We start from the raw sequence: 14,460 nt of genomic DNA, 5'->3' as shown, positions 1-14,460 counted from the left end.
AAGAAAAAATGGCAAATCATAAGTCAGCATTAAAGAGAATAAGGACAAACGAGAAGAAAAGGGTGTTGAACAGGTATCAGCATAAAACTACACGTAACGCTATCAAAGCAATACGTATGGCTACTGATAAGAGTGAGGCTTCAGAGAAACTTTCTTCTGTTATCTCTATGATTGACAAACTGGCGAAGAAGAATATCATTCACGCTAATAAGGCTTCAAACCTTAAATCAAAACTTACAAGGCACGTAGCGGCTCTTTAATCAGAAGCCACACGATAGTATACAAGCTCCCCGCAATAGCGGGGAGTTTTTGTTTAGGTAAAGTTGTAAAACTTTCCGGTTTAAAGATAAAAAATGAGTTTTATTGAATAAAAATCCTTCCCGTCGGAGGGATTTTTTATTTCCCTGCATGGATGGAGGAGAGGGTAACCGGCCGGATAACAGCAGTTTTACAGGAATGATTTATCGTATCTCATTGTCGCCTTTATACAACTCCGCGATGCTTTCCTCAGTGTCGACGCTTTTTTGCATTACCTTTATCTCAGTCTTTTCCTTTTTGATGGCCTGGCGCAGCAATGCAAAGGCGCTCATGTAGGCATTGGCCACAAAAACCAGCGCAAAGCCCGCAATGATATAGCCCCGCCAGTCATCAAGCAGCAAATGAAAGCCGCTCATTGCAATAAAAATAATCGTGATATAATGGCTGAAGCAATATTCGCAGGTGAAAAGGTAAAAGAATTTCCGTTCGAACATGCTGCGCCCGTTTTTGCTCCGTCCCACGCAATATTCCCGAGGCTCCCTGAATATCTCTTCATGTGTGACCGTCCAAGCCACGCAGGATATTGGGATTGCCAGTACGAATAGCCAGAAAAGCTGCTCTGTCATTTCCATGGTCAAATACTTAGTGAGACTAATTTACGGCGATAAAATGTTACAGTATATTTAAAGCCTTAATTATTAGGGTAATTTTCACATTTACGCCTCCGGGGCATCGGTAGGTTGCGGTTTCCTCTTTTTACGCCATTTGAACGTACGGGGCAGGTCGTCGCCTAATAAATAACCCCACGGCTCAACGGCATCGATCCTGTCGAAAATAACTTTCATGATGGCCATCAGCGGTATGGCCAGGAACATGCCCGAAATGCCGCCCAGCATTCCCCCAATGATGATCCCCACAATGGAGGCTATCGCATTGATCTCTACTTTCGAGCTTACGATCATCGGTACAAGCAGGTTATTGTCGATCAGCTGTACCACAACGTTTACCACAATGATGCCAATGATGATAGAAGTATCGGCAGTTCCTGTGAGAGAGGCTATTATTGTGAGCACTCCGGCGATTAGGATGCCAATATAAGGTATGAGGTTGAGCAGCCCTGTTATGACCCCAAGAAGGATGGCGTATTTTACCCCGATGATCATTAGCCCGATGGCGGTAAGCACAGACACGATGACAAACTCAATGAGCAGCCCAACAATATAGCTTTGCACCGAAACCTTTATGGTGCCGAGAATTTCCTGCAGCGTCTGGTGGTGTTTTTGGTCAAATAATTTGCAGAGGAATTTAATAAAGTGTGTCCTGTAGAGCAGTATAAGGAATATGTATACCTGCACGAGTACCATGTTCATCATGGTGTCGGAAAAAGATAGCAGCGTAGTTCCCACGATCTGTTTGCCTGAATCAAGCGAGCCATCGGCGGCTTTTTCAATTAGCTTTTCCTGATCGGTCTTGTTGAGGTTAAAATTGTCCCTTACATATTCCTGCAGGTTATGGTAATGATGCATCAGATTGGCCTTCATGGTATTCCAGTCGTTGGCCATATCAATGATCTGGACGGATATAAAGTAAAAGATCACGGCAAAGAAGAAAACGAACAATATGACCGTTAGCAGGCAGGCGATCACGTGGGGCAGCCGCATTTTTGTCTGCATAAAGTTAGCAACCGGGCGGAGCAGGATCGCAAACAGCAAAGCCATCAGCAGCGGTATGATAACCGACTGCCCAATATAAAGAATAGCGGTAATAGCAATGACTATAAATAGCGATAGGGCTAATTTTGCGTAAAAAGGGAATTGTACAGTTTGTCTCATAGTAAGGATCCTTGGTGGGTTCAATCAAATATAATTTAAATAAAAAGAAAGAATTACCAAAAGCATCTTAAAAGATGAGAAAAACCGTATGAATTTAATAGTACAACCGGAAATCGAGCAGCCTGCAGAGCGCATAATGCTTTTCATGAAGCTCTTTTACGATCTCCACCACATTGTCCTCATCTTCAAACAGGCTGAAGAAAGCCTTGTCGAGGTTACTGCTGGTAATCGTGTCGAATATCGTACCGTATCCCGATACAGCTTTTGCCCCGGTAATGTCTAAAAAATATTGGGCTTCCTCACTTGTCAGGTCCAAAACCTTGGCGTTGGCGAAATGCACGATCTTCCCTCTCATCCTTCCTTCAAAAATTTCGGCAATTTCCTCGAGGCTGTAGTAATAATCGTTGAGGCAGATGGTATTGCCTTCGCCCTGCATCACCAGGTAAATGATCTCATAATTCCTGAAGTTATGGTCATTATACAGCAATGCGTTCAGGCTTTCCTCCAGCCCCTCGATGGTATCGCATGTTTTGTAAATGCTGTCAATGCCCTGTTCGAAAGCCAGTTGTTCTAAATTCCTGACGGTTTCTGTGATAGTACCTGTTTCTGTATCGGGGACTGCTTCGAGGCAGAATATAAATTTATCATCCATAATGTAGTACTCAAAAATAAGCTATCATGGCAAGGCTTCCAAAAACATTGCGTTAAAATTGCTTTGGCGTCTGCACTAAGCGAATATTGCATTATTTTCGCGAAAAAAAATTAGTTGGATAGCAGCCAAAATTATATTTCCTATTTTTCTGACAGTGCCATACAAGGGATAGCGCTGCCGGAACGGTTTACCTTTCCTTTTTTTTACGAACCGCATCCGTTAGCAAATATCGCAGCGAAAGAATTACAGGACTATCTGGAAAGCGATGCGGACCTGGACCATAATTTCGGGCTTTCAGAAAATGGTCAGGGGCTTGTTATCGGGAAAATGTTTGGTGTGCTGGTAATAGAGGATAAGAAAGGAAAACTCGGCTATTTATCTGCTTTTTCCGGAAAGTTGGCCGGGACTAATGAGCATTCACGTTTTGTGCCGCCGGTGTTCGATATGCTGATCGAGAACAGCTTCTTCCTTAAAGAGCAAAACATCCTCAACACCATCAATGATAAGGTAAAGGAAATAGAGACTGACGAACATTATATTGCCCTTAAGCGGGAGTTTGAACAGTTATCTTCTGAATCCATAAAGGAAACCGCTGCCCTTAAAGACAAACTAAAGCGCAGTAAAGCCGAACGTAAAGAACTTAGGGAAGAGCAGCGGAAACTACTCAGCGAAAAGCATTTTGCACGGCTGGAAGCCTATCTGGTACGCCATAGCCTGAACGACAGGCACCAGTCCCGGCTCCTTGCAAGGTATTGGGAGCAACGCCTGGACGAAGCGCGGTCTGCCCTGGCCGAATTGGACGGACAGATCGATGCCCTTAAAAAGGAACGTAAAGAAAAGTCGGCAGCGTTGCAACAACAGCTTTTTGAGCAATACGAATTCCTGAACATACACAACAAAAAGAAAAGCCTGCAGGCGATTTTCAGCGATACCGTTTTTGGCAAACCGCCTGCCGCCGCCGGGGAGTGCGCGACACCCAAGCTGTTGCAGCATGCCTTCCTGAATGGTTATAGGCCCATTGCCATGGCAGAATTCTGGTGGGGTGCGCCTCCAAAGTCCGAGATCAGGCAGCACAAGCAGTTCTATCCGGCGTGTACCGGGAAATGCAAGCCTATCCTGGCCCACATGCTGGAAGGTATGGAAGTAGACGAAGACCCGCTTTTGAACAATCCGGGCGAAGGTAAAGAGCTGGATATCATTTATGAAGATGATAGCTTTGTGATCGTAAACAAGCCTGCCGAGCTGCTTTCTGTTCCCGGTATCAACATCTATGATTCGGTATATTCAAGATTGAAAGCAGCGTTCGTTACTATCGAGCCGCTTATCATCCACAGGCTGGATATGGCAACATCGGGGCTTTTGGTGGTGGCGAAAACGAAGGAAGCCCATAAGGATATCCAGAAGCAATTCCTGAAAAGAACCGTAACCAAGCGATACACTGCATTGCTTTCAAAAGTAATAAAAGAAGAGGGAGGGGAGATAAACCTTCCGTTGCGGGGCGACCTGGATAACAGGCCAAGGCAGCTGGTTTGCTTCGAATTCGGTAAAAAGGCCATAACAAAATGGAAAGTCATCGAACGGAAAGAAAGGACTACCAAAGTCCATTTCTGGCCGCTTACAGGCCGCACGCACCAGCTCCGTATGCATGCCGCGCACGAAGACGGACTGAACGCGCCTATTGTTGGCGATAACCTCTACGGGACGGCTGCGGACAGGCTGCACCTGCATGCGGCGTATCTTGAATTCATCCATCCGGTAACAGGCGAGATGATGAAGTTTGAGGTGAGTGAGGAGTTTTAAGGTTGTTGGTTGGTTTGATATGGGTTCAGCTTAAATTTTGACTTCAAAATAAATTAACCTTTTTATAATATACATTATAAGCCGTTGATACTACCGTCATTTTGATTCTCATACGAATGAAAATGCTAGCAATTATTAAGGATTTCAGGGTTTTCAATATAAAGGAAAAGGATTTTAAAGAAGTGCTTTTTTGTGCCAATACTATAACTTCCGGCTGGTGATGCTGGTGTACTATAATATTGTTGAGGCATTTACCCAATTTCGTATATATTTGCCGGAAATTATTAACAGAATCATTTTTGAACGAACGATACCCTTATTTACATATGCAAAAATTCAACCGACTTATTATTGTGCTGGCATGCCTTTGCTTTGGCTTTAGCAAGCTGAATGCGCAAACCACGATACTTGACGAGACATTATTGACACAGCAAAGCTTTAATACGTTTACAGCTGTGAGCGTAACGGGTACGCAAACATGGAATTTCAGTGCGCAATATGGCGCGGTGTGCAGCGGGTATTCAGGAGGGCAGAGCTTTGCAAATGAAGACTGGCTTATCAGCTCACCTATGAACCTTTTGCAGGCGAACAACGCACAGCTCTCCTTCAGCCATACACGCGGCCCGGGAGCGCTGGTCAATGCCGGCCTCGACCAGGGATGGTATGAAGCATTTGCAACGGCCAATTATACCGGCAACCCTGCCACCACGCAATGGGTAGACCTTGGGCTCAACCAAAGTATAGCAAACGCCTGGGATTATGTATCGTCAGGCGGGCTTGTTATCCCTGCGGCGGCAAAATCGGCCAACTCACGTATTGCTTTCCGCTATAAGAGCAGTGCATCCCAAAGCGCCACATGGGAAATAAAGAACGTGAAAGTCACAGGCGAAGACCCAAACACTGCTGTTTTCAAAATAACGAACTGGAATACCGAATGGCTCGGATGCACGCAATTTGGCCCAACTAACGAAACCCAGCAGATCAACAACGTTGCCGCGGCAATGATCACTATGGACTCGGATATTTACTGTATCCAGGAAGTTATCAATACATCTTCGCAGCCTTCTATCGCTACATTGCTTACGCTATTAGGAAATGAGTGGGGTGGAGCCATTGTGCCTTCCAATACAGGCGACTGCAACCAGAGGCAGGGTATTATTTACAAAAAATCAAAAGTGCAGCTTGTCAATTCTTTGGAGTTAAGCAACGGGAATGGCTCGCAGGGCAATACCTATTCGTATAACTGGACAAACGGCCGCTTTCCGGTGCTTTATAATGTAAAGCTTGTTGCGGGCACCACATTAATTCCGGTTTCGCTTATAAACATCCATGCCAAAGCAGAAGATAATAACGATAATGGCGAGAGCTACACCCGCAGGAAAGGAGCCGCTGAAGGGCTAAAAGGAATACTTGACGGAAGCGCTTACAATACTAAGAATTTGATAGTAATTGGCGATTTTAATGACTATCTCATCGGGACTTCGAGCAACAATTGCAATTGCAGCATTTCACCATATAAGAATTTTATGGATGATACTACCAATTATACCGGCATAAGCAAGGATATTGTTGATGCCGATACCGACTGGGGAATTCACCCGATTATTGAGAATATTATTATCTCCAATGAACTGATAGGCAATTATGTAACGGACAGCGCCGCACAGGAAATAAGTGTACCCCAAACCATTGCCGGTTATTACAGTACTACATCCGACCATTTGCCTATGAGCGCAAGGTTCCAGTTCTCAACACTTTCTAATCCGGAGCATGGTGATTATGCCGTAAGTTCGTGGACAATTTTCCCCAACCCTGTGAAAAGCGAACTGAATATCGCTGTTCAGGGTACATTAGAAGATACCAATACAGCTATTTATGACCTTACCGGCAGGCTGATAGTTCATGAAAAATTAAACAACAGCAGCTCTGTTAATGTTAGTGCACTGCCTTCCGGTGTCTATATTTTGAAGATCGGCAACAGGAATGCAAAGTTTGTGAAAGAATAAGCTGATACGCTAAAATATACCAAACGCCATTGCAAGTCAATGGCGTTTTTCTTTGGCAGCAGCCCATCCCGGAATGGCTGACAGCAATCTTTATATAGTGTATTGCAGCCAATACAATTACTCCCAATACTATTGCAATATTCACCGTCATTTATGCGGGATTAAATTTCTGCTAATGTTAGATTCGCGTCTATTTTAAAAGTAGTATAGGATTAGCCCGCCGCTATATATTCAAATACATTCATTTGTTACCGCATTCCCGCCTGTTGTTACTTCTGGTGTGGATAGTTTTACCGCATATAATAGTTTTGCCACGCAGGCTGCCCCCTGCTTCTGTATGCCCGGCCCCCTCCGGTAATTTATTAATGTAAACATATTATATGAAATCTGTTATAACGTTCGTTTTTTGCTTATTGTTCTCAGGCCTTTATGCACAGGTAGGTATTGGTACAATCACGCCGAACGCTTCTGCGGTGCTGGAACTAAAAAGCTCTTCCAAAGGGCTGCTTATCCCGCGTGTTTCCCTGGTGTCTACCACAGACGCAGTTACGGTGCCTTCGCCTGCTGCCGGCCTGCTGGTGTACAATACTGTTTCCCAAAACGATGTGCTCCCCGGGTTTTATTACTGGGACAGCAGCTGGAAACCACTCCTTGCATCTGCCGTGACAGGCCCTTCATGGGGTGTTGCGGGGAATACCGCCGGATCCGGGAATTTTATAGGAACCCTTAATTATAACCCCTTCACCATTAAAGTGAACAACCTGCTCATGGGCAAACTCCATCCCGGGGGCGGCATTTCGTTAGGGATAAACGCTTTAGCCAATGACACCAAAGGTATCGCTATAGGAAGCGGGGCAACCTCTGCAGTGAACACAGAAGCGATGGCACTGGGCATTTCATCGAATGCGGGGGGATACCGCTCTTCAGCCATAGGATATGGCTCAACGGCTTCGTCCAATAATGCCTTTGCAGGCGGTTATTCTGCTTCTGCCACAGGATATCAGTCACTGGCTATTGGAATGAATTCCTCCGCCACGCAAAATAATACGTCAGCTGTAGGATATGGTGCGGCTGCAACGGCCTATCAGGCAGGAGCTTTTGGGACCGAAGCTTCGGCTTCCGGTCAAAATGCCACGGCTATTGGTTTCCAGGCAACAGCAACACAGGCAAATTCGGTCATTTTAGGGAGCTCGTCGAACGCGGATAATAAAGTGGGTATCGGTACCAATACCCCCGACACCCGCCTACATGTGAATGGGACATTCAAGCTTACGGACGGAACGCAGGCAAACGGGTATGTGCTTACCAGCGATGCTGCAGGCAAGGCGTCCTGGCAAAAAGCAACTAAAGTATATGGACAAATTTATTATTCCGGAAGCGGACAGGCCCTTAACCAGTATACTAATGTGAGCCTTCCTACAGCAACGGTTTCCAATGGAGTTACCGTTGAAACAGATGGGATAACGCTGCCGAAAGCCGGTATCTACAGGATAACCTACACTCTCGGACTCACTAAATCGGGGGGCTCAGCATTAAATGCAGGCTTTATGCTCTATCTGGATTACTCCACCTCTGTTCCCGGAAGCTATTCGGTAGAAAGATTGTCAAACAATAGCCTTACCACCATAGAAAAAACGGTCATGGTGAATTGCAACGCTTACCAGAAAATATCCGTACGTCCTACAGTTTCAGATACAAATACCACCTATGTTGGCGGGGCATGCTCTTTGTTGGTCGAACTGATTGAATAAAGAGCCTGGGCTAAACATAACCGCCTCCCATTTTGAAAGGTTTTCAGGATGAAATGAAACTGGTGGTTATTGGGATACTTTCACCTTCTTAATCTCCAAAGCTTTTTGTTTTATCCATTGAATTGAAATAGCAACGGGCTCTATAATAGTCTCAGAAGAAGTATTGTGTCCTAATGCCGGGAACAAAGTATATTCGAAAGGTTTGCCTTTTGCTTTCAATGTATTTAGCTGCTCTATACATAATTTTACCGGGATCTGTATATCTTTTTCACCATAAAGCCAAAGTCCCGGAATTGACAGGGTATTAAGCGAAATTTTTGGGTCAGTTGCAGCGAACTGGTACCTGTCCGGGTCATTTTTAGTATGTTCGCGGGCATCTTCATCTGTATGATTTTCCCAAAAACTATTATTTCCATTAGTGTAAAACTGAAACCTGAGTTGTTCCAGGGTGGTAATCGTAGGGCAGCTAAACAGAACCATAAATGCTATTAGTGGGTTTTTACCCGCAGCAATTGGTATGATCCATCCTGCCTGGCTGAAGCCTGCCAGGCCAATTGGTATTTTCTTATCTTTCAAATTAGTTCGAAGCACACTAACTGCTGCTGATGCATCCTGAGCTAATAAATCAAGATTGGCAGCATCTATATTATTGGTGCCAACAGACGGCCCGACATACACACCAACGGATTCTCCAACGCCGCGTTTATCATATGTTAATACAGCAATGCCTTCTTTCGCAAGGCGTTTTGCAAACTCCAGTTCTCTTTTTACAGGATCAGAGCCGTGAACAATTACAACTGCCGCAACGGGTTTTTTAGGCGTTAAAACTGAGCCCGCAAGAGTGATGCCCTGGCTTTCAAATTTTACATCCTTAATGGTAAAGTCGGCTGATTGGGAAAATGCGGTTTCCGGTAAGGTTACCAGTAATAACCAAAGCAATGCTTTAGAAAATAAGTTTAAATCCATTTGATATGTATGATTGTTATCAGCCTATTATTTTATCAATTCCTGTAATTCAATTAGTAAGTCTTTCTTTTCCTGCTCTGTGTAAAATCCTGAAGCAGCCAATGAATCCCTGAAATCTTGAACTGTTTTATCATAATTTTTTTTCAGTTGAATTTGGGCCTCAATTATGTATAGATAACCTTCGGAAAAATTTGGATAAGCAGCCATCAATATTTGCCACGCCTGAACTGCCTTGTCATATTGTTTTTCATTGAAAAAATGCCATCCCTTCCCATTGAGTACACCAATTGAAAAGTTAACACCTGTTCCATAGCACGAGGTTATTTGTTTCTCAAGGGTAGCTTTGCAGTTTAAATCGTTTTGCTTAACCGAAGAATATTGCGCCTGGATATTGGACCATTCCTCGAATATTTCATAGAGCGATGTGCTTATCAATAAACCGGGTGTAACATTATGGGCGGCTTCTTTAAAGCGGTATCCTTTTATATCCAGCAAGGCGTTGGGAGTACGCTTCCCCAAACCTGATTCCATCATGCTGAAATCCTCCGGAAAATCATTTCCAATTGCGAAACGGAAATATTTCCTGGAGTGGGAAGGATTGTTTAATTTGCTTATTGAGTCCGTTAGATTAATATTTTTCTGTACAAAAAACGGACTCATAGCAATAACGCCGGTCAAATCGTTAATCCTGGATTTGAATAGTGAAGTGGTAAAGTACCCATATCTCGAATGGCCGATTAATATTCTTAGGGCATTAGTTTTATATTTTTTTTCGGCAATCGGGATAAGTTCATCAAATATGAATTTTTCATTCTCTGCAGCAAGTCCGCTCGAATCAGAAATTTTATACTGTGTTTCCAGGTAACGATAACGCTGTTCGGATGCTACACTAATTATTACAGAGGATGGCATCTGCTCATTACTTGTCAGGTAATCAACTGTATTAATGATGTAATTATGGCTTCTTTTATTCTGCTTATCGAATATAATAATCAGGGGAAATTTGTTTTTTAAATCCTTTTGCCACTCTATTGGTACTAACACCGATATCTTTTTGTCGTATCCGAGGTATTTAGATACTATTGTACTGTCGGTCAGCTTCTTGTATCTCTCATAATTTTGTGCAGACAACGTTGCAGGCAGCAAATTGAAAAGAAACAGTAATATAAATATTTTTTTTATCATCGCGATGTTATTAAATGGCAGCTAAATAATGCAAACCTGATAATAGTAAAGAATGAATGAACTAGGTATTTTACAATACTACAAAAAAAAGGACTGCACAAATAATTTTTGGAGAATTTAAAATGTCTTTATTTTATTATTCCATTTGCGGGAAGTGCAGAAATAGGGATTAATACGGATCACTTCCGAAAGTTCATAAAACAAAAAAACTCCTCAGTTTCCTGGAGAGTTATAAATCATTAGACGAGTTTATTGTTTATTTGATTCTGAATTGAAATTACAAATGATTTAGATATATACAAAACATATAAATCATGGTTAATTTTATTCATTAGGGTGCATGTCAATATATATTATATATCCAGATATCTTTTTATTTCTCTATCCGAGAAAGCATAAATATATTTTTCGCCTGTATATCCGTGAGCAACAAATGCAACTGGTTCTCCGGTTTCCGAAATAATCGGTGCTCCACTGGTCCCAATAAAATCAATATGGTTATGTTCTTGTATAACATCTTGCAAAATAAAACGCTCAAATGGTCCAACTTTACAGTCATATTCTAAACCCAAAAATAATTTATCCGTTTGAATTAATTCATTTTGGTATGTGGCTGCACGTATTCTACCATAGAAACAGTATTTTTTCATCTGTATTGGGAATATAAGTCAAATCGGTAAATAGCAATCGTTTATTATCAGCTTTTACATGTATTTTATTAAACCATAATTCTTTTTGATAAATGACGATATCTTCTTTCATTTCAGCATAACAAACATCTAACATTTTTGTCTGCTCAATTACAGGTTTACTGATGTCCAATTGATTAATATCAATTTCACCAATATAGTTTAGAGCAGGACAGGAAACACGTCTGTCCCAGTCTCATTTCCTGTTCCTTTATCAATAACCGCCTGTAACCCTTCTTTATCTGTTACGTGTTGAACTGAAATAAAAAACGGACGTTCTTTATATATGATAAAACATCCGCTACCGGCACATTTAGGCATAAGAGTTTTTGGATCGATCATAACGACATGTAGTGTCGATGATACAACATGGTTAACCAAATCTTCAAGTAAATTTTCTGTGCCCATAATAGTTTAATTTATTCTTTTTTATTTAGTTCTTTCATATTTATTCGGCTGTATTTGGTCTAGCAATTAACATCCCCCAATTTAGCCGTTTACAACTTACAAAGACGAGTATTTTGACTAAACTAAAATAAGATTAAAAAGAATCAATACCAAAAGCTCATAAAAACAAAAAACTCTTCAGTTTCCTGAAGAGTTTTTAAATCTGTGGGCGATGAGGGATTCGAACCCCCGACCCTCTCGGTGTAAACGAGATGCTCTGAACCAGCTGAGCTAATCGCCCCCAATATGTTTTGCAATCTTGTTCCGTATTGCGAGTGCAAATATAGGGTGTTTTTTGATATTTGCAAACATTAAAGTAAAAAATCATAAAATTTCTGCTACTACAAAAGTGCTCCCGCCAATGTAAATGAAGTCGTTTGCAGATGCATTTGCCAGCGCATCCTCATAAGCGCTTGTAACCGAATTATATACATTGCCATTCAGTCCGTAGCCTGTTGCCGCTCCCTGCAAAAGTTTTGCGTCGAGTCCGCGGGGTACAATGGGCTTACAAAAATAATAGGTGGCATTTTTCGGGAATAGCGGGAGGATATCGGCCAGGTCTTTGTCATTCACCACACCAAGAACGATGTGCAGGGCACCGAATTTTTGCTTTTGAAGCTGTGCCATCACGATCTTAAGGCCGTGGCTGTTATGGGCAGTATCGGCTATGGCTGTAGGATTAGTATGCACCTGCTGCCACCTGCCTGCGAATCCTGTATTTTTTGACACATGAAGCAAGCCTTCGCTGATGTTTTTTTGTGTTACCGGGAATCGCTCCTGTAGTATTTCAATGGTTTTTAGAACCGTTTTTTTGTTGTAATTTTGGTAATCGCCAACAAGGTCGGACGGATAGTCGCCGGTTACTTCATCTGAAGCAAAGAAGACAGGGGAGGAGCACGCCTTCGCTTTCGCTAAAAATACAGGCCTGGTCTCAGGTGTATACTCACCAATGACTACCGGTATGCCGGGCTTGATGATCCCTGCTTTTTCCATCGCAATCTCCTGTAATGTATTCCCAAGGAATTGCATATGGTCCATTCCGATGTTGGTAATAACAGATACCAGCGGCGTAATGATGTTGGTAGAATCGAGCCTGCCGCCCATGCCTACTTCAATCACTGCTATGTCTACCTGTTCCGCCACGAAATAATCGAAGGCAAGGCCTACGGTCATCTCAAAAAAGCTGAGTTCCTGCTCTTCAAAAAAAGGCTTGTTCCTTTCTATAAAACCAATTACAAAGCTCTCCGGTATGTCCTGACCGTTGATCTTAATCCGTTCCCTGAAATCCTTCAGGTGCGGCGAGGTATACAGGCCGGTCTTGTAGCCTGCTTCCTGTAGTATGGAGGCCAGCATGTTCGATGTGGAGCCTTTGCCATTGGTTCCCGCCACGTGTATGGCCGTAATCTTCTTTTCCGGGTTGCCAAGATGATCTGCCAGCAGCAGGGTGTTGGTAAGGTCTTTTTTATAGGCCGAAGCGCCCTGCATCTGGTACATGGGCAGGCGGCCAAACATCCATTCAACGGTTTCTTTATAGTCCATATATTAAAAAATGGCAGGGATCGCCTGCCATTATAAAAGTATAATTTATTTTGGGTTTACACCAGTTGCTTTAAGGCAATTTCAAATGCCGTAGCACTAATGCCTGTTTTGCTGCTGTTTTGTGCATGTACTTTTTGTATCGCATTGCCGATTATTGTTGACGCGTCATTGAATATCGCATCATCGGTCATGCTTACTTTTTTCTCCATGAAATAAGCAAATACCCTTGCCATACCGCAGTTTGAAATGAAATCAGGGATAAGGCTTACTTTGCTGTCGGTAGTTTCCATGATCGGGCCGAAGAATATTTCTTTATCGGCAAAAGGCACGTTGGCGCCACAAGATATCACCTCAAGGCCCGAAGCGATCATGCTGTCTATCTGCTCTTTGGTAACCAATCTCGAAGCGGCACATGGCGTAAATATTTCCGCGCCTATATTCCATATTTCCGCATTGATCTGCTCAAACGGGATCATATTGTCAGCCACAAGTTTGTTGCCGTCCTTATTAAGGAACAGTTGCTTGATCTCTTCAAAAGTAAAGCCTTCTTTATTGATAAGCCCGCCGTCACGGTCGATGATGCCCACTACTTTAGCGCCCATCTCAGCAAGGTAGAATGCCGCCGCAGAACCTACGTTACCAAAGCCCTGTACAATGGCTTTTTTGCCTTTAACGTCACCTCCGTAAATGTTGTAAAAATGACGTACTGCCTCAGCAACGCCATATCCGGTAATCATGTCTGCCACCGTATATTTCCTGTTCACGTCAGGGGAGAAGGCAGGGTTCTCGATAACCTTCACAACACCCTGGCGCAGCTGGCCTATCCTGTTTATCTTGTCCGCTTCGCTTGGCTTAAAATGCCCGTTGAAAACACCTTCCTGCGGATGCCATACGCCACACTCCTCTGTCATTGGTATCACCTCGTGTATCTCGTCTACATTAAGGTCGCCGCCGGTTCCGTAATAGCTTTTCAGTAATGGGGATACGGCTTTGTACCATCTTTGCAGCACGCCTTTTTTGCGTGGGTCGTTCGGGTCAAAGTTAATTCCCGATTTTGCGCCCCCTATTGCAGGGCCGGAAACCGAAAATTTTACTTCCATGGTTTTGGCCAGCGAAAGCACCTCGTTCATGTCAAGGCCTTTGCGCATCCTGGTACCACCGCCGGCAGCGCCACCGCGAAGTGAATTGATCACTGTCCAGCCTTCAGCCTCGGTTTCGGTATCTTTCCAGTTGAATATTATTTCAGGTTGTTTATTTTCGAATTTACTTAGTAAATCTTTCATTTAGTTGTGTTTTTATAAATCGGCACAAATATATAAAACAAATTTATGAGAA

The 14,460-nt window shown here is 43.1% G+C and carries 13 protein-coding genes and 1 tRNA gene; 4 read left to right on the top strand and 10 right to left on the bottom strand.

Going from position 1 to position 14,460, the window contains the following annotated elements; genetic code table 11:
• The first annotated feature begins 8 nt into the window (after positions 1-8).
• Positions 9-260 carry a 30S ribosomal protein S20 gene (rpsT, locus tag HYN59_RS17720; RefSeq protein WP_108779556.1) on the top strand — a complete coding sequence of 84 codons (252 nt, stop codon included), beginning with the start codon at positions 9-11 and terminating at the stop codon, positions 258-260.
• Between the two features lie 201 nt (positions 261-461).
• Here the strand turns inward: rpsT and HYN59_RS17715 are convergent, their stop codons facing one another.
• The 3 genes from HYN59_RS17715 to HYN59_RS17705 all read right to left on the bottom strand — a co-directional run bounded on the left by HYN59_RS17715 (position 462) and on the right by HYN59_RS17705 (position 2,742).
• Positions 462-890 (bottom strand): hypothetical protein, encoded by a 429-nt coding sequence (locus tag HYN59_RS17715; RefSeq protein ID WP_108779555.1) that lies wholly within the window; start codon positions 888-890, stop codon positions 462-464.
• An 84-nt stretch (positions 891-974) separates the two neighbouring features.
• A complete protein-coding gene (locus HYN59_RS17710) occupies positions 975-2,090 on the bottom strand; it encodes an AI-2E family transporter (protein WP_108779554.1) in 1,116 nt (371 codons plus the stop codon).
• A gap of 94 nt (positions 2,091-2,184) precedes the next feature.
• Entirely contained in the window at positions 2,185-2,742 is a 558-nt protein-coding gene (locus tag HYN59_RS17705; RefSeq protein WP_108779553.1) for a DUF6642 family protein, read from the bottom strand.
• 114 nt (positions 2,743-2,856) lie between these two features.
• Here HYN59_RS17705 and HYN59_RS17700 point away from each other — a divergent pair, with 114 nt between their 5' ends.
• The 3 genes from HYN59_RS17700 to HYN59_RS17690 all read left to right on the top strand — a co-directional run bounded on the left by HYN59_RS17700 (position 2,857) and on the right by HYN59_RS17690 (position 8,299).
• Positions 2,857-4,542, top strand: coding sequence for an RluA family pseudouridine synthase (locus tag HYN59_RS17700; protein ID WP_108779552.1), 1,686 nt, complete (start codon positions 2,857-2,859; stop codon positions 4,540-4,542).
• A 326-nt stretch (positions 4,543-4,868) separates the two neighbouring features.
• Positions 4,869-6,548, top strand: a complete 1,680-nt coding sequence (locus HYN59_RS17695) for a T9SS-dependent choice-of-anchor J family protein (protein WP_108779551.1) — start codon at positions 4,869-4,871, stop codon at positions 6,546-6,548.
• A 380-nt stretch (positions 6,549-6,928) separates the two neighbouring features.
• Complete coding sequence (locus tag HYN59_RS17690) at positions 6,929-8,299, top strand: hypothetical protein (protein ID WP_108779550.1); 1,371 nt, start codon at positions 6,929-6,931, stop codon at positions 8,297-8,299.
• A gap of 66 nt (positions 8,300-8,365) precedes the next feature.
• On the opposite strand, the gene HYN59_RS17685 is transcribed toward HYN59_RS17690, so the two are convergent.
• The 7 genes from HYN59_RS17685 to HYN59_RS17650 all read right to left on the bottom strand — a co-directional run bounded on the left by HYN59_RS17685 (position 8,366) and on the right by HYN59_RS17650 (position 14,408).
• Positions 8,366-9,265, bottom strand: coding sequence for an alpha/beta hydrolase family protein (locus HYN59_RS17685; RefSeq protein WP_108779549.1), 900 nt, complete (start codon positions 9,263-9,265; stop codon positions 8,366-8,368).
• Between the two features lie 27 nt (positions 9,266-9,292).
• Entirely contained in the window at positions 9,293-10,450 is a 1,158-nt protein-coding gene (locus HYN59_RS17680; RefSeq protein ID WP_108779548.1) for an alpha/beta hydrolase-fold protein, read from the bottom strand.
• Positions 10,451-10,803: 353 nt separating this feature from the next.
• Positions 10,804-11,100 (bottom strand): hypothetical protein, encoded by a 297-nt coding sequence (locus HYN59_RS17675; protein WP_108779547.1) that lies wholly within the window; start codon positions 11,098-11,100, stop codon positions 10,804-10,806.
• A 201-nt stretch (positions 11,101-11,301) separates the two neighbouring features.
• A complete protein-coding gene (locus HYN59_RS17665; protein ID WP_108779545.1) occupies positions 11,302-11,547 on the bottom strand; it encodes a hypothetical protein in 246 nt (81 codons plus the stop codon).
• A 205-nt stretch (positions 11,548-11,752) separates the two neighbouring features.
• Positions 11,753-11,827, bottom strand: a tRNA-Val gene (locus HYN59_RS17660).
• A gap of 83 nt (positions 11,828-11,910) precedes the next feature.
• The gene (locus HYN59_RS17655) at positions 11,911-13,125 is read right to left on the bottom strand and encodes a bifunctional folylpolyglutamate synthase/dihydrofolate synthase (RefSeq protein ID WP_108779544.1); all 1,215 of its coding nucleotides are present in this window, start codon (positions 13,123-13,125) and stop codon (positions 11,911-11,913) included.
• 56 nt (positions 13,126-13,181) lie between these two features.
• On the bottom strand, positions 13,182-14,408 hold the full coding sequence (locus HYN59_RS17650; protein WP_108779543.1) for a Glu/Leu/Phe/Val dehydrogenase dimerization domain-containing protein: 1,227 nt from the start codon (positions 14,406-14,408) through the stop codon (positions 13,182-13,184).
• Between the last annotated feature and the right edge of the window lie 52 nt (positions 14,409-14,460).

The organism is Flavobacterium album (assembly GCF_003096035.1).
In the GTDB taxonomy this organism is placed as follows: Bacteria; Bacteroidota; Bacteroidia; order Flavobacteriales; family Flavobacteriaceae; genus Flavobacterium; species Flavobacterium album.
This window is presented reverse-complemented; position numbering and strand designations above follow the sequence as displayed.

Coding starts and splice junctions, on each gene's coding strand:
- rpsT (WP_108779556.1), top strand. CDS start 9: ATGGCAAATCATAAGTCAGCATTAAAGAGAATAAGGACAAACGAGAAG.
- HYN59_RS17715 (WP_108779555.1), bottom strand. CDS start 890: ATGGAAATGACAGAGCAGCTTTTCTGGCTATTCGTACTGGCAATCCCA.
- HYN59_RS17710 (WP_108779554.1), bottom strand. CDS start 2,090: ATGAGACAAACTGTACAATTCCCTTTTTACGCAAAATTAGCCCTATCG.
- HYN59_RS17705 (WP_108779553.1), bottom strand. CDS start 2,742: ATGGATGATAAATTTATATTCTGCCTCGAAGCAGTCCCCGATACAGAA.
- HYN59_RS17695 (WP_108779551.1), top strand. CDS start 4,869: ATGCAAAAATTCAACCGACTTATTATTGTGCTGGCATGCCTTTGCTTT.
- HYN59_RS17690 (WP_108779550.1), top strand. CDS start 6,929: ATGAAATCTGTTATAACGTTCGTTTTTTGCTTATTGTTCTCAGGCCTT.
- HYN59_RS17685 (WP_108779549.1), bottom strand. CDS start 9,265: ATGGATTTAAACTTATTTTCTAAAGCATTGCTTTGGTTATTACTGGTA.
- HYN59_RS17680 (WP_108779548.1), bottom strand. CDS start 10,450: ATGATAAAAAAAATATTTATATTACTGTTTCTTTTCAATTTGCTGCCT.
- HYN59_RS17675 (WP_108779547.1), bottom strand. CDS start 11,100: ATGAAAAAATACTGTTTCTATGGTAGAATACGTGCAGCCACATACCAA.
- HYN59_RS17665 (WP_108779545.1), bottom strand. CDS start 11,547: ATGGGCACAGAAAATTTACTTGAAGATTTGGTTAACCATGTTGTATCA.
- HYN59_RS17655 (WP_108779544.1), bottom strand. CDS start 13,125: ATGGACTATAAAGAAACCGTTGAATGGATGTTTGGCCGCCTGCCCATG.
- HYN59_RS17650 (WP_108779543.1), bottom strand. CDS start 14,408: ATGAAAGATTTACTAAGTAAATTCGAAAATAAACAACCTGAAATAATA.